General features: G+C 46.4%; 21 protein-coding genes. All 21 read left to right on the forward strand.

Features of this window, described 5'->3' with window-relative positions:
- Positions 1-12 precede the first annotated feature (12 nt).
- The 21 genes from DXC57_RS10680 (at position 13) to DXC57_RS10785 (ending at position 16,320) form a co-directional block, all read left to right on the forward strand.
- A complete protein-coding gene (locus DXC57_RS10680) occupies positions 13-423 on the forward strand; it encodes a DUF4320 family protein (RefSeq protein ID WP_118482085.1) in 411 nt (136 codons plus the stop codon).
- Between the two features lie 22 nt (positions 424-445).
- Positions 446-991 (forward strand): hypothetical protein, encoded by a 546-nt coding sequence (locus tag DXC57_RS10685; RefSeq protein WP_002593814.1) that lies wholly within the window; start codon positions 446-448, stop codon positions 989-991.
- Positions 992-1,072: 81 nt separating this feature from the next.
- Positions 1,073-1,681 carry a DUF6550 family protein gene (locus DXC57_RS10690; protein WP_055650603.1) on the forward strand — a complete coding sequence of 203 codons (609 nt, stop codon included), beginning with the start codon at positions 1,073-1,075 and terminating at the stop codon, positions 1,679-1,681.
- A gap of 207 nt (positions 1,682-1,888) precedes the next feature.
- On the forward strand, positions 1,889-3,481 hold the full coding sequence (locus DXC57_RS10695; protein ID WP_243101463.1) for a hypothetical protein: 1,593 nt from the start codon (positions 1,889-1,891) through the stop codon (positions 3,479-3,481).
- 46 nt (positions 3,482-3,527) lie between these two features.
- Complete coding sequence (locus DXC57_RS10700) at positions 3,528-3,863, forward strand: DUF3852 domain-containing protein (protein WP_002593811.1); 336 nt, start codon at positions 3,528-3,530, stop codon at positions 3,861-3,863.
- A 10-nt stretch (positions 3,864-3,873) separates the two neighbouring features.
- The gene (locus tag DXC57_RS10705) at positions 3,874-4,893 is read left to right on the forward strand and encodes a DUF4259 domain-containing protein (RefSeq protein WP_118652547.1); all 1,020 of its coding nucleotides are present in this window, start codon (positions 3,874-3,876) and stop codon (positions 4,891-4,893) included.
- A gap of 17 nt (positions 4,894-4,910) precedes the next feature.
- Positions 4,911-5,813: a conjugal transfer protein TrbL family protein gene (locus DXC57_RS10710; RefSeq protein ID WP_118652549.1), complete on the forward strand. Its 903-nt coding sequence runs from the start codon at positions 4,911-4,913 to the stop codon at positions 5,811-5,813.
- Positions 5,814-5,828: 15 nt separating this feature from the next.
- Positions 5,829-6,203 carry a DUF4406 domain-containing protein gene (locus DXC57_RS10715; RefSeq protein WP_118652551.1) on the forward strand — a complete coding sequence of 125 codons (375 nt, stop codon included), beginning with the start codon at positions 5,829-5,831 and terminating at the stop codon, positions 6,201-6,203.
- Complete coding sequence (locus DXC57_RS10720) at positions 6,200-7,924, forward strand: DNA cytosine methyltransferase (RefSeq protein ID WP_177272939.1); 1,725 nt, start codon at positions 6,200-6,202, stop codon at positions 7,922-7,924. Before DXC57_RS10715 ends, DXC57_RS10720 begins: the two co-directional genes overlap by 4 nt.
- A gap of 110 nt (positions 7,925-8,034) precedes the next feature.
- Entirely contained in the window at positions 8,035-8,385 is a 351-nt protein-coding gene (locus DXC57_RS10725) for a 4-oxalocrotonate tautomerase (RefSeq protein WP_118652553.1), read from the forward strand.
- Positions 8,386-8,453: 68 nt separating this feature from the next.
- Complete coding sequence (locus tag DXC57_RS15745) at positions 8,454-8,714, forward strand: hypothetical protein (protein WP_118652555.1); 261 nt, start codon at positions 8,454-8,456, stop codon at positions 8,712-8,714.
- The gene (locus DXC57_RS10735) at positions 8,711-9,310 is read left to right on the forward strand and encodes a hypothetical protein (protein WP_002593804.1); all 600 of its coding nucleotides are present in this window, start codon (positions 8,711-8,713) and stop codon (positions 9,308-9,310) included. Before DXC57_RS15745 ends, DXC57_RS10735 begins: the two co-directional genes overlap by 4 nt.
- Before the next feature lie 83 nt (positions 9,311-9,393).
- On the forward strand, positions 9,394-11,157 hold the full coding sequence (locus DXC57_RS10740; RefSeq protein WP_243101469.1) for a DUF87 domain-containing protein: 1,764 nt from the start codon (positions 9,394-9,396) through the stop codon (positions 11,155-11,157).
- 15 nt (positions 11,158-11,172) lie between these two features.
- Positions 11,173-12,216: an amidoligase family protein gene (locus DXC57_RS10745; RefSeq protein WP_002593802.1), complete on the forward strand. Its 1,044-nt coding sequence runs from the start codon at positions 11,173-11,175 to the stop codon at positions 12,214-12,216.
- Positions 12,217-12,230: 14 nt separating this feature from the next.
- Positions 12,231-12,752, forward strand: a complete 522-nt coding sequence (locus DXC57_RS10750; RefSeq protein ID WP_002593801.1) for a gamma-glutamylcyclotransferase family protein — start codon at positions 12,231-12,233, stop codon at positions 12,750-12,752.
- Positions 12,753-12,826: 74 nt separating this feature from the next.
- A complete protein-coding gene (locus DXC57_RS10755; RefSeq protein WP_347502009.1) occupies positions 12,827-13,831 on the forward strand; it encodes a C40 family peptidase in 1,005 nt (334 codons plus the stop codon).
- Between the two features lie 113 nt (positions 13,832-13,944).
- On the forward strand, positions 13,945-14,223 hold the full coding sequence (locus tag DXC57_RS10760) for a hypothetical protein (protein WP_002593799.1): 279 nt from the start codon (positions 13,945-13,947) through the stop codon (positions 14,221-14,223).
- 69 nt (positions 14,224-14,292) lie between these two features.
- Positions 14,293-14,556: a DUF6103 family protein gene (locus tag DXC57_RS10765; RefSeq protein WP_118584662.1), complete on the forward strand. Its 264-nt coding sequence runs from the start codon at positions 14,293-14,295 to the stop codon at positions 14,554-14,556.
- A gap of 406 nt (positions 14,557-14,962) precedes the next feature.
- Entirely contained in the window at positions 14,963-15,376 is a 414-nt protein-coding gene (locus tag DXC57_RS10775; RefSeq protein WP_118652564.1) for a hypothetical protein, read from the forward strand.
- Positions 15,377-15,403: 27 nt separating this feature from the next.
- Positions 15,404-15,691: a hypothetical protein gene (locus tag DXC57_RS10780; RefSeq protein ID WP_117498556.1), complete on the forward strand. Its 288-nt coding sequence runs from the start codon at positions 15,404-15,406 to the stop codon at positions 15,689-15,691.
- A 155-nt stretch (positions 15,692-15,846) separates the two neighbouring features.
- Positions 15,847-16,320 (forward strand): GNAT family N-acetyltransferase, encoded by a 474-nt coding sequence (locus DXC57_RS10785; RefSeq protein ID WP_118652566.1) that lies wholly within the window; start codon positions 15,847-15,849, stop codon positions 16,318-16,320.
- The last annotated feature ends 29 nt before the right edge of the window (positions 16,321-16,349 follow it).

Raw genomic sequence — 16,349 nt, forward strand, 5'->3', positions numbered from 1 at the left:
AAGGAGGAGAGGATGAGGAGTCATCGTTTATGGAGAGCACTGTCAGAAAGACGAGGCGAAGGATATGTGGATGTGATCGTGTTGGTTTTGTGTGCGGTCATGGTGCTTGCCCTTGCCATGCGTGTGCTTCCGATTTTTATTCAGAAACAGCAGCTGGATACCTTCGCTACAGAACTGGTGCGTGAAGCAGAGGTAAGCGGGCGCGTAGGTACAGAGACAAGCCGCCGTGCCGCTGTGCTGTCAGAAAAAACAGGGCTTTATCCGGACATTTTATGGTCCAGTCATGGAAGAATCCAGTTAAATGAAGAGGTTACCGTTACCCTGACGATGGATACAAATATCGGTCTGTTTGGCGAGTTTGCTTCTTTTCCGGTTACGCTTCGCGCACAGGCAGCTGGAAAATCAGAAGTTTACTGGAAATGAGGTGGAGGGATTGCGGAAACGGATGAAAGAGATACTGAGAGACAGGCGAGCCTCCTCATTTCCCATGACCATCGGGATTGTTCTTTCGTTGATTATTCTGATGTGTGGGATTAGTGAGTATTTCCGGCTTCAAGTTATTGCGGCAGGTGTGCGGGAAGCCGTGGAGGATGCTGTCATCTCCACAGTCAATGATAATTATGCAGGTGTGTATCATGGAGTCAGGGAGGGATATTCTGGCAGCTATGTTCCCTTTGGAGAGGGAAGCTGGGAAGAAGATCTGAATGAAGGGGACATTTATGATTATCTGGATGAAACCATAGGGACCCAATTGTCTGGCGGCAGGCATGTAAAGTATGCGGATACTGGAACTGCAATGGAGTTTGCCATAGATAGCCTGCAAGTGACGCTTCGGAATGCACCTCTGGCCCCATCGGATCCAGCCCATGCGCAGCGGTTTGAGGCAGATGCCATTGTTAGACTGGAGGTTCCAGTTCGGTTTGGCGGCCGGATTCTTCCATCCATGTGGATCACATTGAAGGTACAGGCTGGATATACAGAGGTGTTCTAGGGAATGACCTGGACTTTGAGAGGATTGTATAGTATGTTGTGCATAACAAAACAGAAAACAGGATAAAGGAGGAGCAGAATCATGAAACTGACAGAGAAGATGAAAAAGAATCTGGCAATTTTGGGCGGCGTGCTCATAGGAATCGGCCTAATCGCTGCCATTGGAATGCAGTTTGGTCCGAAACCGTCCGGTGAAGATGTTCTGCCAGGAACAGGGGAGACGGAAACAGAATTGATTGTAGATCCTGGAGATTTTGAAAAGAAGGAAGAGGAAAGTAAAGTAGTATCCAGAGAAGAAGAGAGCCTTGTGATTCATCCAGGAATCGGAGAAAATCAGGAAACAGACACTCAGGCGGTGGACAGCCGGTCGCCACAGACTGATCAGACAACGCAGAGTATCCAACCAAAACCAACTAAACCAGAACCGCCAAGCAAGGAGATCCTGACAGATCCAACACAAAAACCAGATGGTACAAAGCAGGATACCCCTCCGGTTCCCGTGGATCATGAAGCGGTAGAAAAACCGTCCGAACCGGTAGCAGATCCGGAACAGCCGCAGGCAGGAGATACTTCCGGGAACCAGATCTATGTTCCAGGATTCGGCTGGGTAGAAAACCATGGAGGAGGAGGCTCTGGAACTGCAGCAGAAGATATGTATGAAAACGGGAATAAGATTGGCATTATGGATTAAGACAGAAAGAAGAAGCACCACATCAATGTGGTGTTTTTTCTTTTCCCAGATACCAGGGAAGGAAACAAGGCTTCCTGTGGTTGGAAAGGAGGATACTTGAAACAGAAGAAATGTGTGTTTTTCATAGTCTCAATCTTACTGTCTTTGATACTCTCCATCCAGGTTTATGCAGTAGGGGACGGAAATCTTGATGGGGGCGGCGGAAGTATGGGACAGGGGACCAGTCAGAATTCCTGGTCACCGGGAAATGAAGGGGTGCGGGTTACTGTCATTCGGGCAGAGAGCCATGATCCGGTAACAAGACCGATTGACTTAACAAACAAGCATCCGAATATTGCCTACTCCTTTGGGAAAGTCAGTAAAATGTCTTATACCAGAGGAAGTGCTTTGATGATTGATACCAATCCATATGAGTATGTAAATCCGGCACAGTCTCTACCCAGAATCATCAGCTCGAAAAGTCTGGGGCAGGCAAATATTGAGCAGATTAAAAGTTATTTTACAGATGAACAGGTGGTGCGCAGCATTGCAGGACTGACTGGAATGGATTTTGACACACTGGTGGGAGGGGAGTATAGGCTCTTATTGGAGCCGATCAGTTTTCTTAAATTTCAAGGAACCCTGATTGCAGTTACAGCAACAGAGGCAGCGCTCTATGATGAGATGTTAAGTGGTGGGCTTCGTGCTGTCCTTCCAACAGTGGCATTTCAGAATCTACCACTTTCTATGTTTTTGGAAATACCGGATCTGGGATATCCGGCTTGGGGAGGTCCTACATCGGGAATCCGTTCCAACAGTGAAATAAAAAGTTCCCTGGGACTTGGCATTGTACGGTTTCGGGATGTGCCACCAGAGGAACCGGAGATCACGACCTATGATTATGAGTATAGGACTAACACGGAAGTGATTACGGCAGTAGAGGTAAGCGGAGGACAGAGTGATCCGGATCATCCGGTATCCGTAACATTTTCCGTAGGAGGAAGAAGCTACGAGGTGGGAGAGGTATATTATCCGTCCGGCGACAGTCAGCTGGCTTGGATCCGCTGGACAACACCGGAGCAGCCTCAGACTATGACGATGACCGTCCGTGTGCGGGGCGGAGGAGGAACAAGTAAAGGAACTCTTCACATCAAGGTTGTGGATCTGGATGAAAATCCACCGCCAGATCCCAATGCGGATGACCGGAATGACGGGTTTACAAGACCTTCGGTTCCTTCCAATGCAGAAGTAACCTCTGCATCCTGGGGGGTGTGGAGGCCATGGTGGAGGGAATACTGGGTATGGCACAGCGGGGATGAGGATGATGACGGGTACTGGTGTGACCATGGCTGGTGGGAGTTTGACCTGGACCGATACTCCGCAAGCCTGACTGCAGATATGAGAATTACAACCGATGAAAAGTCCCCTACCGCTACGGGAAGGACGATGAAATCCGGTTATGGCTTCCAGGAAAAGGTAACAACTCATGTCAGCACCAATCAGAGTTCTGCAGTGACATCTGCGCAGAATGCGGTGACTTATTTTCCGGAATTTCAGTATGAGAGGTTTTGGAGGCTTTTGGAACGGATGAATGGCGGCTATGATATGACCCATGAGTTTAAGAAAAATGGTTACAGTACCTATGAGAGGAGAACGCATTTTACACCAATTTGGTATCCGGATGGAAGCTATACGCCATATACATGGTTGTTGGATTGCTGGACACCGGCTGGGATGCTTTCCATGAATCTGACCGATTCCATTACCATTGACGGAAACCTATGGAGTGACTGGCACATCGCACCGCAGAACCCAGAGTAGGGGGAGTTTTTGCAGGAAATTACACAGGAATAGGAGGAACATTTTAATGAAAACAAAGAAAATCATAACATCTGTTTGTACAGCCGCAGTTTTCGCAAGCCTAATCTGTATGCCGGCATATGCGGCTTCCGGGGACGTGGCCGGGGCGATTGAGGGAACCTGGCAGACGGCATCCCAACAGATCAAAACAGTTGTCGATCATGTTGTATTTCCAGCCATAGATCTGATCCTTGCCGTGTTCTTTTTTGGAAAACTGGGAACGGCATACTTTGATTATCGGAAACATGGGCAGTTTGAATGGGCAGCACCGGCAATTCTGTTTGCCTGTCTGGTATTTACACTGACTGCACCGCTTTATATCTGGCAGATTCTTGGAATTTAGGAGGTATATCATGGGATGTTGGGGAATTACTGCGTTTGAGTCCGATGCTGGACTAGATGCCATCAGTCTCATACGGAAACATCTTCCGGAACAAGGGGATGTAGAACTCCGGCAGATGCTTGCCTGTCTGAAGGCAGATTCTTGGAATGCCCCTCCGGAAGTGTCAGAAGGGGTGTCTCATACAAGCCCAATGGCAGTGGCAGAACTAATTGTAAAATTCCAGGAGAAGGATTTTTCTGCACTGGATGGAATCAGGGGGGATAAGAAGTTTTCCTCCCTGTCTTCTTTTACAGCATCGAAAGAATCCCTTCAGTGGGTAAGGGAATATCTGTCGGAAACTCTTTTTTACAGCCGTAAATGTGCAAAAGAGCAGGAGAAGTCGGGAGTTTTGTGGGGCGGCTGGTTTCAGGAACGGGATTGGAAGCACTGGCAGGCGCATATGGAAAAACTGATTGGAAGGATGGATGAACTGCTTACAAGAGAGGGAGAAACAGTTGCATTATGGACAGGAAGCATTTGCCAGAAGGTGGAACCGGGAAAAATGGCAGGAAAGAAAGAAGGGGAAGAACGTGAGAACCCACATAGGTCGGAGGAGGAAAGCATGACATTTTTTGAAAGGGAACTAAAAAAAATGTTTGGAACGGGAGCGAGCTTTTCAGAACCAAGGTTTGTCGGGAATTGTTGTTATGGAAGGCTGACGGATCAGATTCGTGTCAAAATCAACTTTCAGACAGGCATGGTTGCGGATCATTATGACCGATTGAAAGTGACCCTTTTGAATCGGAATGAAGGAACGATCGACAGCATGGTTGTGAAATTTGGAGATGTGTGGGGTCTGAAAAAAACGACTAATCCCAACTTCCGCGACGGGGTAAATCCCCATATCTGGTCCTATGGAAAGGAGATCGGCTGGTATGTATATCAGCCCGGAAAAGAGGATTATAAAGTACTCAGTGAAGCGGTAAAGACCTATCTGCAAGTATTTCAGGAACCGGAGGAAGCTATGCAAATGGGACAGAAGATGTGTTAAGGGGAGGTGGTTAAAACTTGTTTATCTGGGATTTTGTTGCAGACACGGTTCTGGGACAGATCATTGACTGGCTGTATGGTCAGATTGTTGGATTTCTGGGGGATTTTTTCATGCAGATGGGAAGCATGGGGGCTGAACTGTTCGAAATGAGCTGGGTACAGTCTGTTGTGCTTCTTTTTTATTATCTGGCATGGGCACTTTATGTGACGGGAATCGTAGTGGCAGCCTTTGAATGCGGAATTGAATATCAGAATGGCAGGGGAAGCATACGCGATACTGCCCTGAATGTAATCAAGGGATTCCTGGCAGCCAGCCTGTTTACGACTGTTCCAGTGGAGCTTTATAAGCTCAGTATTTCACTTCAGGGGAGTTTTACAGCTGGTATTACAGGATTGGGAGAAGATATTGGGACAGTTGCGGCAGGGATTGTGCAGTCTCTTCAGGATGCTGCTACCTGGCAAGAAGCTGCTGTATCTGGAGTTTTTGGTGGAATCGGAAGTATCAGCAGCCCGATTTTTATGATCTTTCTCTTGATCCTCATGGGTTATGCGGTAATCAAAGTATTCTTTGCGAACTTAAAACGGGGCGGGATCCTTCTGATCCAGATTGCAGTAGGGAGCCTTTATTTATTCAGTGTGCCAAGGGGATATATTGATGGATTTGTTGGCTGGTGCAAGCAGGTAATCGGTCTGTGCCTGACCGCATTTTTACAGGCGACGGTCCTGATCGCAGGTCTGATGGTCGTTAAGGATCAGGCACTGCTTGGTCTGGGACTTATGTTATCGGCAGGTGAGATTCCGCGGATTGCGGGGCAGTTTGGGTTGGAAACGGGAACCAAAGCAAATGTGATGGGAGCAGTCTATGCAGCGCAGGGAGCTATGAACCTAACAAGGACGGTTGTGCAAGTGGTTTCTAAGTAGAGAGGACGGTGAAGGATGGAACGCAACAAACTGGTGTATATTGCATCTCCGTATTCTGGAGATGTTGAGCGGAATGTAGCATTTGCAAAGGCAGCCTGTCGTTATGCCATGAACCAGGGGGTTACGCCAATTGCCTCCCATCTGCTATATCCGCAGATGCTGGATGATGGAGTCCCAGAAGAGAGGAAGCTGGGAACAGATATGGGGCTTCGGATTTTGAAGGTGTGTGAGGAAGTCTGGGTGTGTGGAAGTGAACTGTCTTCAGGAATGGAACAGGAAATCCGTGTAGCAAGGCAGCTTCAGATTCCGCTTAGACGGGTCAGCGAACAGGAGATTGGATGGGAACTATGTGAAGCACCGATACAAAAGGGAATGGAGATGGGCGGATGATGACACTGGGGAGCCTGTTTGACGGGATTGGAGGATTCCCTCTGGCGGCAGTTCACTGTGGAGGTGTGCCGGTATGGGCCAGTGAGATAGAACCGTTTCCCATGAGGGTAACCAAACTCCGGTTTCCAGATATGATCCATGTAGGGGACATTACAAAACTGGATGGAGCAAAATTGCCGCCTGTGGATGTAATCTGCGGAGGCAGCCCCTGTCAGGATTTGTCAGTAGCCGGATTACGGAAAGGATTGGCAGGGGAGCGCTCCGGTCTGTTTATGGACCAGGTACGCATAGTAAAGGAGATGAGAGCAGAGGATGAAAGACGAGGGGTATCAGATGACTTTATTCGACCTCGATACCTCGTTTGGGAAAATGTCCCTGGAGCATTCAGTTCCGCAAATGGAGAAGATTTCCGGGCGGTCATCGAGGAGATTGTCCATATCAAGGACAGTACCTGTCATGTGCCTCGACCTGACACCGGGCGCTGGGAATCTGCTGGGGCTGCCATTTTGGGAGATCAATTCAGCCTGGCTTGGAGAGTCTTGGATGCTCAATACTGGGGAGTCGCCCAGCGCCGCCGTAGAATCTTCCTTGTCGCAGATTTTGGAGGACTCACCGCACCAAAGATATTATTTGAGCAGGAACGCCTGCTTGGGGATCCTGCGGAGGGCCAAGGTCAGGGGAAAGGAGTTACCACCACAGCTGGAAACAGCTCTGCGGATTCAGGCGGGAGTAGAGTAGCAGAGGAAAAACAGGTGGATATTTTTGCGTTTCATATTAATCAGAGGGAAGAAACGATCAACCTCAACGGAATATCCGGAGCTTTGATGGCAACGACCAATATGCAGATGCAGACCTTTGTGGCAGAGGGGATGAGGAAGTTTGAAAGTGCAGAAAAAGAAGAAGAGTGTCTGTGCCTCAATGACCAAGGAGGAGAGCGTATGGATGTTTCGGTCGATGTAACAGCAACCCTGCGGGCAGGGATGAGTGGTCATCCGCCTCTGGTGATGGGCATCCAGCAGGGGAGTGCTGGGACAGAGGAAACTCCGGATCCAGCTCTTACAGAGGAGGCAGAAACTGGCGGGAACAATCAGCAGATTCTGTTTGAGAATCACGGGATTGATGCCAGATATACAGGTCCGCATGAGGTGGCCCCTACCATGTCAGCCCGGTATGGAACAGGAGGAAACAATGTCCCACTGGTCTCAGATATGCCGGAGAGTTATTGTATTGCCGGAAATATCATTGATCGGGAAGTACAAAATGGAGGAAATGGTCTGGGATGCCAGCCGGATATTTCCTATACTCTTACGAGCGCAGACCGTCATGCAGTGTTCAGCCGCCAGAGAAGTGATGAATTTCTGCAAAATCGGGTAACAGCGACTCAGAGCGCCAGACAGCATAAGGATGCTACGGATCTGGTGTGTGAGCCGTATCAGAATACGGTAGGAACCATTGGATATACAGATCATAAGGGGATTAATAATCAATATGTCAGCGAAGATAAATGTATTGTTGAGAACCGGAGACTGATCCGGAGGCTGACGCCTTTGGAGTGTGAACGGTTACAGGGTTTTCCGGATCACTGGACAGATATCCCTGGTGCCTCGGACAGTGCCCGTTACAAAGCTCTTGGGAATAGCGTAGCGATACCGTGTGTGGATTTTGTTCTCCGTGGTATCGCTTATTTTTTTCGGAAGATGAAGGAGGAGAAAGAACCATAAGATTGGTAGTTCTGCTTCCGTTTTCAGGTAATCTTTGTTGGGTATCGTCATAGCTATCTCATCTCTTTATGGATATACTTGGTTTGTAAAAACGAGGAAAGGAGAGTCAAATGGAAGAGCGTAAGAAAAATTTATGCGCCATGATTCCAGAATCCCTGCATAAGAAAGTGCGGGAAGAACAGGAAGAATGGGGAATCAAGCTGAACGAGTATATGGAACGGATTCTAAAAGACCACTTTGAGAAGGGAGAAAGAGAGATGGCAAACGGAACCAGGACACTGGCATTTCAGGTATCAGAGGAGTTTTTTCAGAGGTTAAAAAAATACCTCAAAAAGACAGGACAGAGCCAGAAAGAATTTGTGATCGGACTGATTGAAGATGTACTTTCGCAGGAAGAACATGTAGTATCTGGAGAGATGCAGGAGACAGGGGGCAAGGCAGAACTTGAGGAAACTGAATAAGAGGAAGGATCGAACATACCGCCGGCAGAGCTTCATCATGCCGGCGGTTATTATTTGGAGGTGATCGGTTGTATATTTATCCGGACCATTTGAAATCAAAAGCAACACTTTGGTTATGGCAGCTTCGGGACATTGGGATTCTTGGTATTTGCGGATTGGTCTCCATTTTAGCAGCTACGCAGGCGGGATTTATGCTCCCTTGTGTTCTGACAGGGGTATATGGATTTCTGACGATCCGTTTTGAAGATACCAGCATTCTGGATTTTATCCGGTATGCCTGTGCGTATTTTTTTATGCGTCAGCAATTTTTTGAGTGGAGGTATGAATGAGCAGGGAGAAAAGAAAAGCGAAAAAAGAGGCAGAGAAGCGCCTCTCCACACGGCAGTTCATTGGTGCAAAGGAGATTACAGACTACAGTCTGGTGACCTACGGACAGGGGGAGCTGGTGTATTTTATTGTAAAACCAACGAATATTTCTGTTTTGTCCGAATCTAGTGTCGGGGCAAGAATCTATGCTCTTATGACTGTACTAAAAGGAGTGGCAGAGATTGAGATGCTGTGTCTAAACAGCAGGGAAAGTTTTGAAGACAACAAGCGGTTTCTGAAAAGTCAGATGGAGCAGGAAGAGAATCCAGTCATACGCCGTCTTTTGGAACAGGATCAGACCCATCTGGACCGGATTCAGGTGCAGATGGCGACAGCCCGTGAATTTTTGATTATGCTGCGGTTAAAAGATGAAAAGGAATCGGATATTTTTCCGTACCTTTCCAGGATTGAAAAATCCCTGAAGGAACAGAGTTTTTCTGTTAAACGGGCAGATAAAGAGGATATCAAACGTATCCTGGCTGTTTACTATGAGCAGAACGTGACCACAGAGAAGTTTGAAGACTTTGACGGGGAGCGGTGGATCATACCAGAGATTTAGAGTGAGGAGGAGATGACTTGAAAAAAGGAAGAACAGCAGTTGATGACAGGGAAGATAATGTGCGTATCCAGGAATTTCTGGATATGATTGCCCCGTCTGTCATTAAATTTGAAACAGATCATTTTATTTGTGGTAACACATATCGTTGTGTCTGGGCACTGCGGGAGTACCCGACTGCTACGGAAGAGCAGGCAATTCTCTCACATTTAGGGGAGAAAGATGGTGTAACCTTGCGGATCTATACCCGTCATGTGACACCCGTTGAGGAGCGGAAGATCATCAGTAATGCAGCCAACAAAAACCGGATGGATCGGAGCAATACCAGTGATTTACAGCAGACTGTTCTGGCTGAAAGTAATTTACAGGATGTAACTACCATCGTAGCCCAGATGCATCGCAACCGAGAACCCCTCCTCCATACGGCAGTATATCTGGAGTTGTGTGCCCATGATCTGGAGCATTTGAAGCTTCTTCAGACAGAAGTACTAACGGAACTGATCCGATCAAAATTGAATGTAGACCGACTGATCCTCCGTCAACAACAGGGGTTCCGGTGTGTAATGCCAAGCGGTTATAACCTGTTTAAGGATCAGTTTGAGAGAGTGCTTCCGGCCAGCAGTGTGGCGAATCTGTATCCCTTTAACTATTCAGGAAAGACGGATCCTCACGGGTTCTATATTGGGAGAGATAAATTTGGGAGTAATGTACTGGTGGATTTTAACCGGAGAGCAGATGATAAGACGAATGCCAATATCCTGATTCTGGGAAACAGCGGACAGGGAAAAAGCTATCTGCTTAAATTGCTGCTGACGAATTTAAGGGAGTCCGGAATGCATATCTGCGCTCTGGATCCGGAAATGGAGTATGAAGATCTGACCAATAATCTGGGAGGGTGTTTTATCGACTTAATGAGTGGGGAGTTCATGATCAACCCTCTGGAACCGAAAACCTGGGACGAAGCGGGAAGCCCGGAGGATCTGGATGCACCTCAGACCTTTCGCATCCGGTCCAGATTATCCCAGCATATCAGTTTCTTAAAGGACTTTTTCCGAAGCTACAAGGATTTTTCCGACAGGGAAATCGATGTGATTGAGATCATGCTGCAGAAGTTATATACCAGATGGGGGATTACAGACGAAAGTGATTTTGAATGCCTGGCTGCGGAGGATTACCCAGTTCTCTCCGATCTTTATGCGTTCATTGAGGAAGAATATCAGGGATTTGACGAAAACAGAAGACAGCTTTATACAGCAGAAATGATTCAGAGTATTCTTCTTGGGCTGAATTCTATGTGTGTGGGAGCTGAGAGCAAGTTCTTTAATGGACATACCAATATCACCGATGATGGCTTCATTACCTTTGGGGTAAAAGGACTGTTACAGGCCAGCAGGAGCCTTAAAAATGCATTGCTTTTTAATGTGCTTTCGTTTATGAGCGATGTTCTTTTGACACAAGGCAATACGGCAGCCAGTCTGGATGAGTTTTATCTGTTCCTTTCCAACCTGACTGCAGTAGAGTATGTTAGAAATTTTATGAAGCGTGTGCGAAAAAAAGATTCTGCAGTTATCATAGCCAGCCAGAACCTAGAGGATTTTAATCTGGATGGCGTGAGGGAGTATACCAAGCCGCTGTTTTCCATCCCGACGCATCAGTTTCTGTTCAATGCGGGGAGCATTGATGCCAAGTTTTATACGGATACCCTGCAGCTGGAGGATAGTGAGTATAACCTGATCCGGTATCCACAACGGGGGGTCTGCCTGTATAAATGTGGAAATGAGCGATATAACTTAATGGTAAATGCCCCGGAACACAAAGCCAGACTGTTCGGAAAGGCAGGAGGACGCTAAAAGGGGAGACTATGAATGGAGTTAAAGGAGCAGAAATTTGGCATTGAGATTGAGATGACCGGCATTACCCGTGCGAAAGCGGCTGAGGTAACGGCAGAGTATTTTGGAACTAGAGTCAAATATCTGGGAACCTATTACGATACCTATGCAGCCATTGACACGGAGGGGCGGCAGTGGAAGTTTATGAGTGATGGGAGTATAACAGCGCAGAAAAAATCGAATGGGAGAAAGATCAATGCAGGGAGAGAATATCAGACGGAGATGGTAAGTCCCATCTGTCGCTATGAGGATATTGTGACGATTCAGGAGATCATCCGGAAGCTGAAAGAGCATGGGGCACTGACGAATGGAAGCTGCGGTATCCATGTGCATATCAATGCGGAACCGTTTGATGCCAGAACCCTTCGTAATATCACTAATATCATGGCAGCCAAGGAAGATCTGATCTATAAAGCTCTGGGGGTGTCCGTGGATCGGCAGCATCGGTGGTGTCAGCCAGTAGACACACGATTTTTGGAAGAATTAAACAGAAGAAAACCAAAGAGTATGGAGGCAGTGGAACGGATCTGGTATAACGGGGAGAGCCGCAGAGACCAGCATTATGATGATAGCCGCTATCATTGTCTGAACCTTCATTCTGTTTTTCAGAAAGGAACAGTGGAATTTCGTCTGTTCAATGGGACGCTTCATGCAGGCAAGATTAAGGCCTATATCCAGTTTTGTCTGGCGATTGGCGCCCAAGCGCTGAATCAGTCCTGCGCCAGCAGAAGAAAAACTCAGACCAGCAATGAGAAGTATACATTCCGCACTTGGCTTTTACGGCTAGGATTAAATGGGGAAGAATTCGCCACAGCTCGTCAACATCTGCTGGCAAATCTGCCGGGCTGTATTGCCTGGAAGGATCCGGCTCAGGCGGAAGCACAAAAGGAAAGAATGCGACAGAAGCGGGAGAAGGAATTGGCAGAACGGATCCAGAGACAGGAAACCATTCATCCAATTGAGGAATTAGAATCAGCTGGGGAAGCACAGGAATCCCCGGCTTTTTGTATGCGAATGTGACAGGAGGAAGCAAATTGAAAGGAAAACAAAGACTTTATATTGCCTATGGGAGCAATCTGAATCTGGAGCAGATGGCATTTCGTTGTCCGACTGCGAAGGTAGTAGGAAAGAGTGAATTAAAGGATTACGAACTGTTATTTCGGGGAGGCCGCAGGGGGGCTGTGGCAACCGTAGAACCTAAAGCAGGGAGTACTGTGCCGATACTGGTCTGGGAGATTCAGAAGAAAGACGAGGCATCGCTGGATCTTTATGAAGGGTATCCGAATTTCTATGATAAGCAGATGCTGGAGATTGAACTGGATGGAAAAATTGTTCCGGCCATGGTTTATGTGATGACACCAGGGCATTCATTTGGAATTCCCTCTGACTATTATTCCAATGTAATCTGGCAAGGATACGAAACGGCAGGGTTTGAAACCCAGTTTCTGGAGGACGCAATCGAACATGCTTATCAGCTTGTACAGAAACAGGAAAGAGAGGGAGACTTCTATCAGCAGAGCCTGTTTCATATGGGGGGCTATGATGGAATGAAATAAATCCTGATGCGTCAGATGAATATCTCGATAAAAAGTGTGGAAGGAGTGATTTTATGGCCGTCTCAGCTGCCGCTGTGACAGCAAAACTGGTAGCGCTTACCCTATCTGACCGGAATGGGCGGACTGTGGTTTTTTCTGTTATTGCAGCATTAGTAACCCCTGTTATTTTAATTGCCACCATGATTATGTGCACGCTTTCTGGGACTGTAGACCATAACATTTCTGCTGTCCAGCTGTCCTTTCATGGAGGGTATTTGTCCTCAAAGGTGCCAGCAGAGTATCGGATGTACATCGAAAATATGCAGGACAGTTTTGAAAAACTGGATGGGGTGTTAAATGAAATTAATGGTATGGCAGAAGCCGAAGAAGTAGATCCCTACCAGGTAAAAGCGATTTTTTATGCCCTGTTTTTTGGTAAGGAGCACCCTCGGATGGATGAGGGGGACTATCGGGCATTCGCAGATTGTTTTGTAGAGTATGAGGAGAGGGAGGATGAAGAGGGAGAAACCTATACAGTTGCAATTCCAATCCAAAGCCTGAATATGGTCTACGGAAATCTTGCTGCAGAATTAAACCAGGAGGTTTCTCTGGAAGATAAAACGAATGTACAGCGCATCTATATGCTGGCAAAATACGGTGTGAGTGTACCAGGTGGAAACGGTCTTCCTCCCGGACAGGCTATGGGAGATGGGAGTTTTTCCGCGCTGATGGCAGAGGCAACCCGTTATATTGGTTATCCCTATGTATGGGGCGGTAGTTCTCCAGACACCAGTTTCGACTGCAGTGGATATATCTGTTGGGTCTACCCGAGATCCGGGGTGTATCACCTTTCCCGAACAACAGCTCAGGGGATTTATGACCAGTGTGCGATTGTGTCAAGAGAGGAAGCTAGACCCGGAGATCTGGTGTTTTTTACGGGAACTTATGCATCTGCAGGGGCGGTCAGCCATGTGGGGATTTATGTTGGAGGCTCTAGGATGCTGCATTGTGGTTCGCCTATTGGCTATGCGGACCTTACTTCTCCTTACTGGAACAGCCATCTGTATGCTTTTGGAAGGCTGGCAACTATTCCGGAATGAGGCAGCTAAAAATGAAATTTGTGCAGATTTGCCTGGACAGTTTATGGATATGTGATATCGACTTTTAGAAAAAAGTTCGGTATTGTGTGTGGCTGAAAGGAGGGAAGTAACCGATGGATGAGATTATGGATCAGTTAAATCAGGTAATCGAAGAACGAGTTCTGGAGCTGAAGAGAAAAAGTGAAGAGGACAAGGTTCCCGCTTATTGCACAGAGACCAAGGAACATGTCCTCCGCATGGATCGAATTCTCAATAGCCTTTCAGAGGATGACCGGCAATGGTTGGATGACCAGCTTATGGCTAAAATGGATATACCGGAACAGGAGCGTTTGAGGTATTATAAGGCGGGTCTTGCAGATGCCATTGAACTAATCCATTATTTAAGAACCTGATGAAACGAGATCGGGCGGCTGTGTGAGCAGCCGCCTGATTTGCTTTCTGAAAGAAAAAGGAGATTTGAAATGAGAAATACTACGATCAATGTCAGTTTTAACACAGAAAAATTGGATGCGTTAAAGTTCCACATGGAAAAAAGGGACACCGATCTTCAGGGGGAATTAAATGATACAGTACAGAAACTGTATGAAAAATATGTCCCGCAGGCTACCCGTGAATATATTGATGACAAGGTGGCAAGAGAAATATCCACCAGAGAACGTACCCGTAGAGCTGATCGGACTGCAAGACGGGAGGAGTCCCAGCTGGAAGAATCAGAAATCGTATGATAACCAGAAAAAAGAAAACGGAATCCCCAGTCATCCATGACATCCCCGTGTAGCCCCCTGTGTGCCCCTGTGTCGGGCTTTGGACAGCTAGGTGGCATCGTGGTACCCATACGAGGATTTTAAGCGGTGTTGGACAAATGTGAGAGAAGGTTATGGAAACAGCAAGAACACGGGGGATATGGGATTCCTGAGTGGTTGGCAGGGTCGAAACGTGTGCAGGTTAAAGGGGGTATGCTGCTTTTGGCAGCCCACCCCCGGAAAACACCGACCGGCAAAGCCGTTCGGGGAATTTGGTTTGAATACTTTTTCGAGAAAATACCGAAAAAATGGTGCTGGATTTTTGAAAGTGGAAGGATTTGGGAGGAAACGGGAGAGATTTTGTGAATACTAGGGTTAGGAGGAAACGATGGGAAGCAAGCATACGAAAGTACGTGCGGGGATTTATGTCGAAAAGGAAATCTTAAACCAGGCAGATGGTCTGTTAGAGACAGCCAATGTGCGTTCCCGGAATGAATTTGTGGAAGAGGCCCTTAAGTTTTATATAGGGTATCTTCTTGCAGGAAAAGCGGAAGATTATTTTTTACAGTCATTGTCCTCTGTTCTGATCGGGACGGTGCAGGACAGTGAGAATCGTCTGGCCCGGATGGATTTTAAGATGGCGGTAGAGCTTGCCAAGCTGTCGCAGGTGATTGCGTATACCCATGATGTAGATGAGGAATCCTTAAATAAGCTTCACGCAAAGTGTGTCAACGAAGTACAGCGGATTAACGGAACAATCAAGTTTGAAGATGCCTACCGTTATCAGAAACGGGAAGTGTAGGCATTGGTGAAAAGGAGCAGAGAAGACATGGAGAAAAAAGAAATTTATGACATGGTGATTCAGGAACTGATTGAAAAAGCTCTTTCAGTCAGAAGAGAAACTTGCAGCAGTGATGAAAAGCAGTTTTATGAAACATTGAAAGAAAAATCAGAGCGGACCAGAGGAGTGTTGAAACAGTTGTCAGAAGAAGAGTATCAGATCGTAGACGATTATATGGTCACCACAAATCTGATTGCACAGAAAGAATGTGAATATCTCTATGTGCAGGGGGCGAAGGATTGTGTGGAGTTGCTGAAGAAGCTGGGAGTGTTATAGAAAAGATGCAGCGGAAATTTTATAGCAAAGTTTATTGTTACTCTTCGCTATCTAGCTGATGGTCTCTTGCATAGAAAATAATTTTTATTCTTTGCGTTGTATGAACTGATGGATTATAATATATAAAAAGTAAAGCTAAAATTTGGAGTGAGCTGATGGATTATATAATACGAGAAATGAGAAACGAAGAATATTGTTTGTTAGATGATTTCTTGTATGAAGCGATTTATATTCCAGAGGGAATTGAACCGCCACCTAAAACGGTAATAAATTGTCCAGACTTACAAGAATATATCGTTGAGTTTGGAAAGAGAAAACATGACAAGGCCTTAGTTGCAGAAATTCAAGGAAATGTTGTAGGAACTATCTGGGTAAGAATAATGAATGACTATGGACACATTGATAGTGATACTCCATCACTTGCTATGTCTGTCTATCAAAAGTATAGAGGATTAGGTATTGGAACTTCATTATTGAAAGAACTATTACAGTTAGAAAGATTGTCTGGGTATTCAAAAATTTCCTTATCCGTTCAAAAAAGTAATTATGCAGTGAAGATGTACAAGAAAGTAGGATTTACTGTTGTTGATGAAAATAGTGAGGAATATATTATGGTTGTAAATCTATAATGGAAATCCCAGTTTATTAAGTTGGAAAA

It is taken from the genome of Clostridium sp. TF06-15AC (assembly GCF_003481165.1).
Classification (GTDB): Bacteria; Bacillota; Clostridia; order Lachnospirales; family Lachnospiraceae; genus Otoolea; species Otoolea fessa.

Bases quoted from the DNA above. Each gene is read 5' to 3' on its own strand.
- DXC57_RS10680 (WP_118482085.1), top strand. From the start codon at position 13: ATGAGGAGTCATCGTTTATGGAGAGCACTGTCAGAAAGACGAGGCGAA.
- DXC57_RS10685 (WP_002593814.1), top strand. From the start codon at position 446: ATGAAAGAGATACTGAGAGACAGGCGAGCCTCCTCATTTCCCATGACC.
- DXC57_RS10690 (WP_055650603.1), top strand. From the start codon at position 1,073: ATGAAACTGACAGAGAAGATGAAAAAGAATCTGGCAATTTTGGGCGGC.
- DXC57_RS10695 (WP_243101463.1), top strand. From the start codon at position 1,889: ATGGGACAGGGGACCAGTCAGAATTCCTGGTCACCGGGAAATGAAGGG.
- DXC57_RS10700 (WP_002593811.1), top strand. From the start codon at position 3,528: ATGAAAACAAAGAAAATCATAACATCTGTTTGTACAGCCGCAGTTTTC.
- DXC57_RS10705 (WP_118652547.1), top strand. From the start codon at position 3,874: ATGGGATGTTGGGGAATTACTGCGTTTGAGTCCGATGCTGGACTAGAT.
- DXC57_RS10715 (WP_118652551.1), top strand. From the start codon at position 5,829: ATGGAACGCAACAAACTGGTGTATATTGCATCTCCGTATTCTGGAGAT.
- DXC57_RS10720 (WP_177272939.1), top strand. From the start codon at position 6,200: ATGATGACACTGGGGAGCCTGTTTGACGGGATTGGAGGATTCCCTCTG.
- DXC57_RS10725 (WP_118652553.1), top strand. From the start codon at position 8,035: ATGGAAGAGCGTAAGAAAAATTTATGCGCCATGATTCCAGAATCCCTG.
- DXC57_RS10735 (WP_002593804.1), top strand. From the start codon at position 8,711: ATGAGCAGGGAGAAAAGAAAAGCGAAAAAAGAGGCAGAGAAGCGCCTC.
- DXC57_RS10740 (WP_243101469.1), top strand. From the start codon at position 9,394: ATGATTGCCCCGTCTGTCATTAAATTTGAAACAGATCATTTTATTTGT.
- DXC57_RS10745 (WP_002593802.1), top strand. From the start codon at position 11,173: ATGGAGTTAAAGGAGCAGAAATTTGGCATTGAGATTGAGATGACCGGC.
- DXC57_RS10760 (WP_002593799.1), top strand. From the start codon at position 13,945: ATGGATGAGATTATGGATCAGTTAAATCAGGTAATCGAAGAACGAGTT.
- DXC57_RS10765 (WP_118584662.1), top strand. From the start codon at position 14,293: ATGAGAAATACTACGATCAATGTCAGTTTTAACACAGAAAAATTGGAT.
- DXC57_RS10775 (WP_118652564.1), top strand. From the start codon at position 14,963: ATGGGAAGCAAGCATACGAAAGTACGTGCGGGGATTTATGTCGAAAAG.
- DXC57_RS10780 (WP_117498556.1), top strand. From the start codon at position 15,404: ATGGAGAAAAAAGAAATTTATGACATGGTGATTCAGGAACTGATTGAA.
- DXC57_RS10785 (WP_118652566.1), top strand. From the start codon at position 15,847: ATGGATTATATAATACGAGAAATGAGAAACGAAGAATATTGTTTGTTA.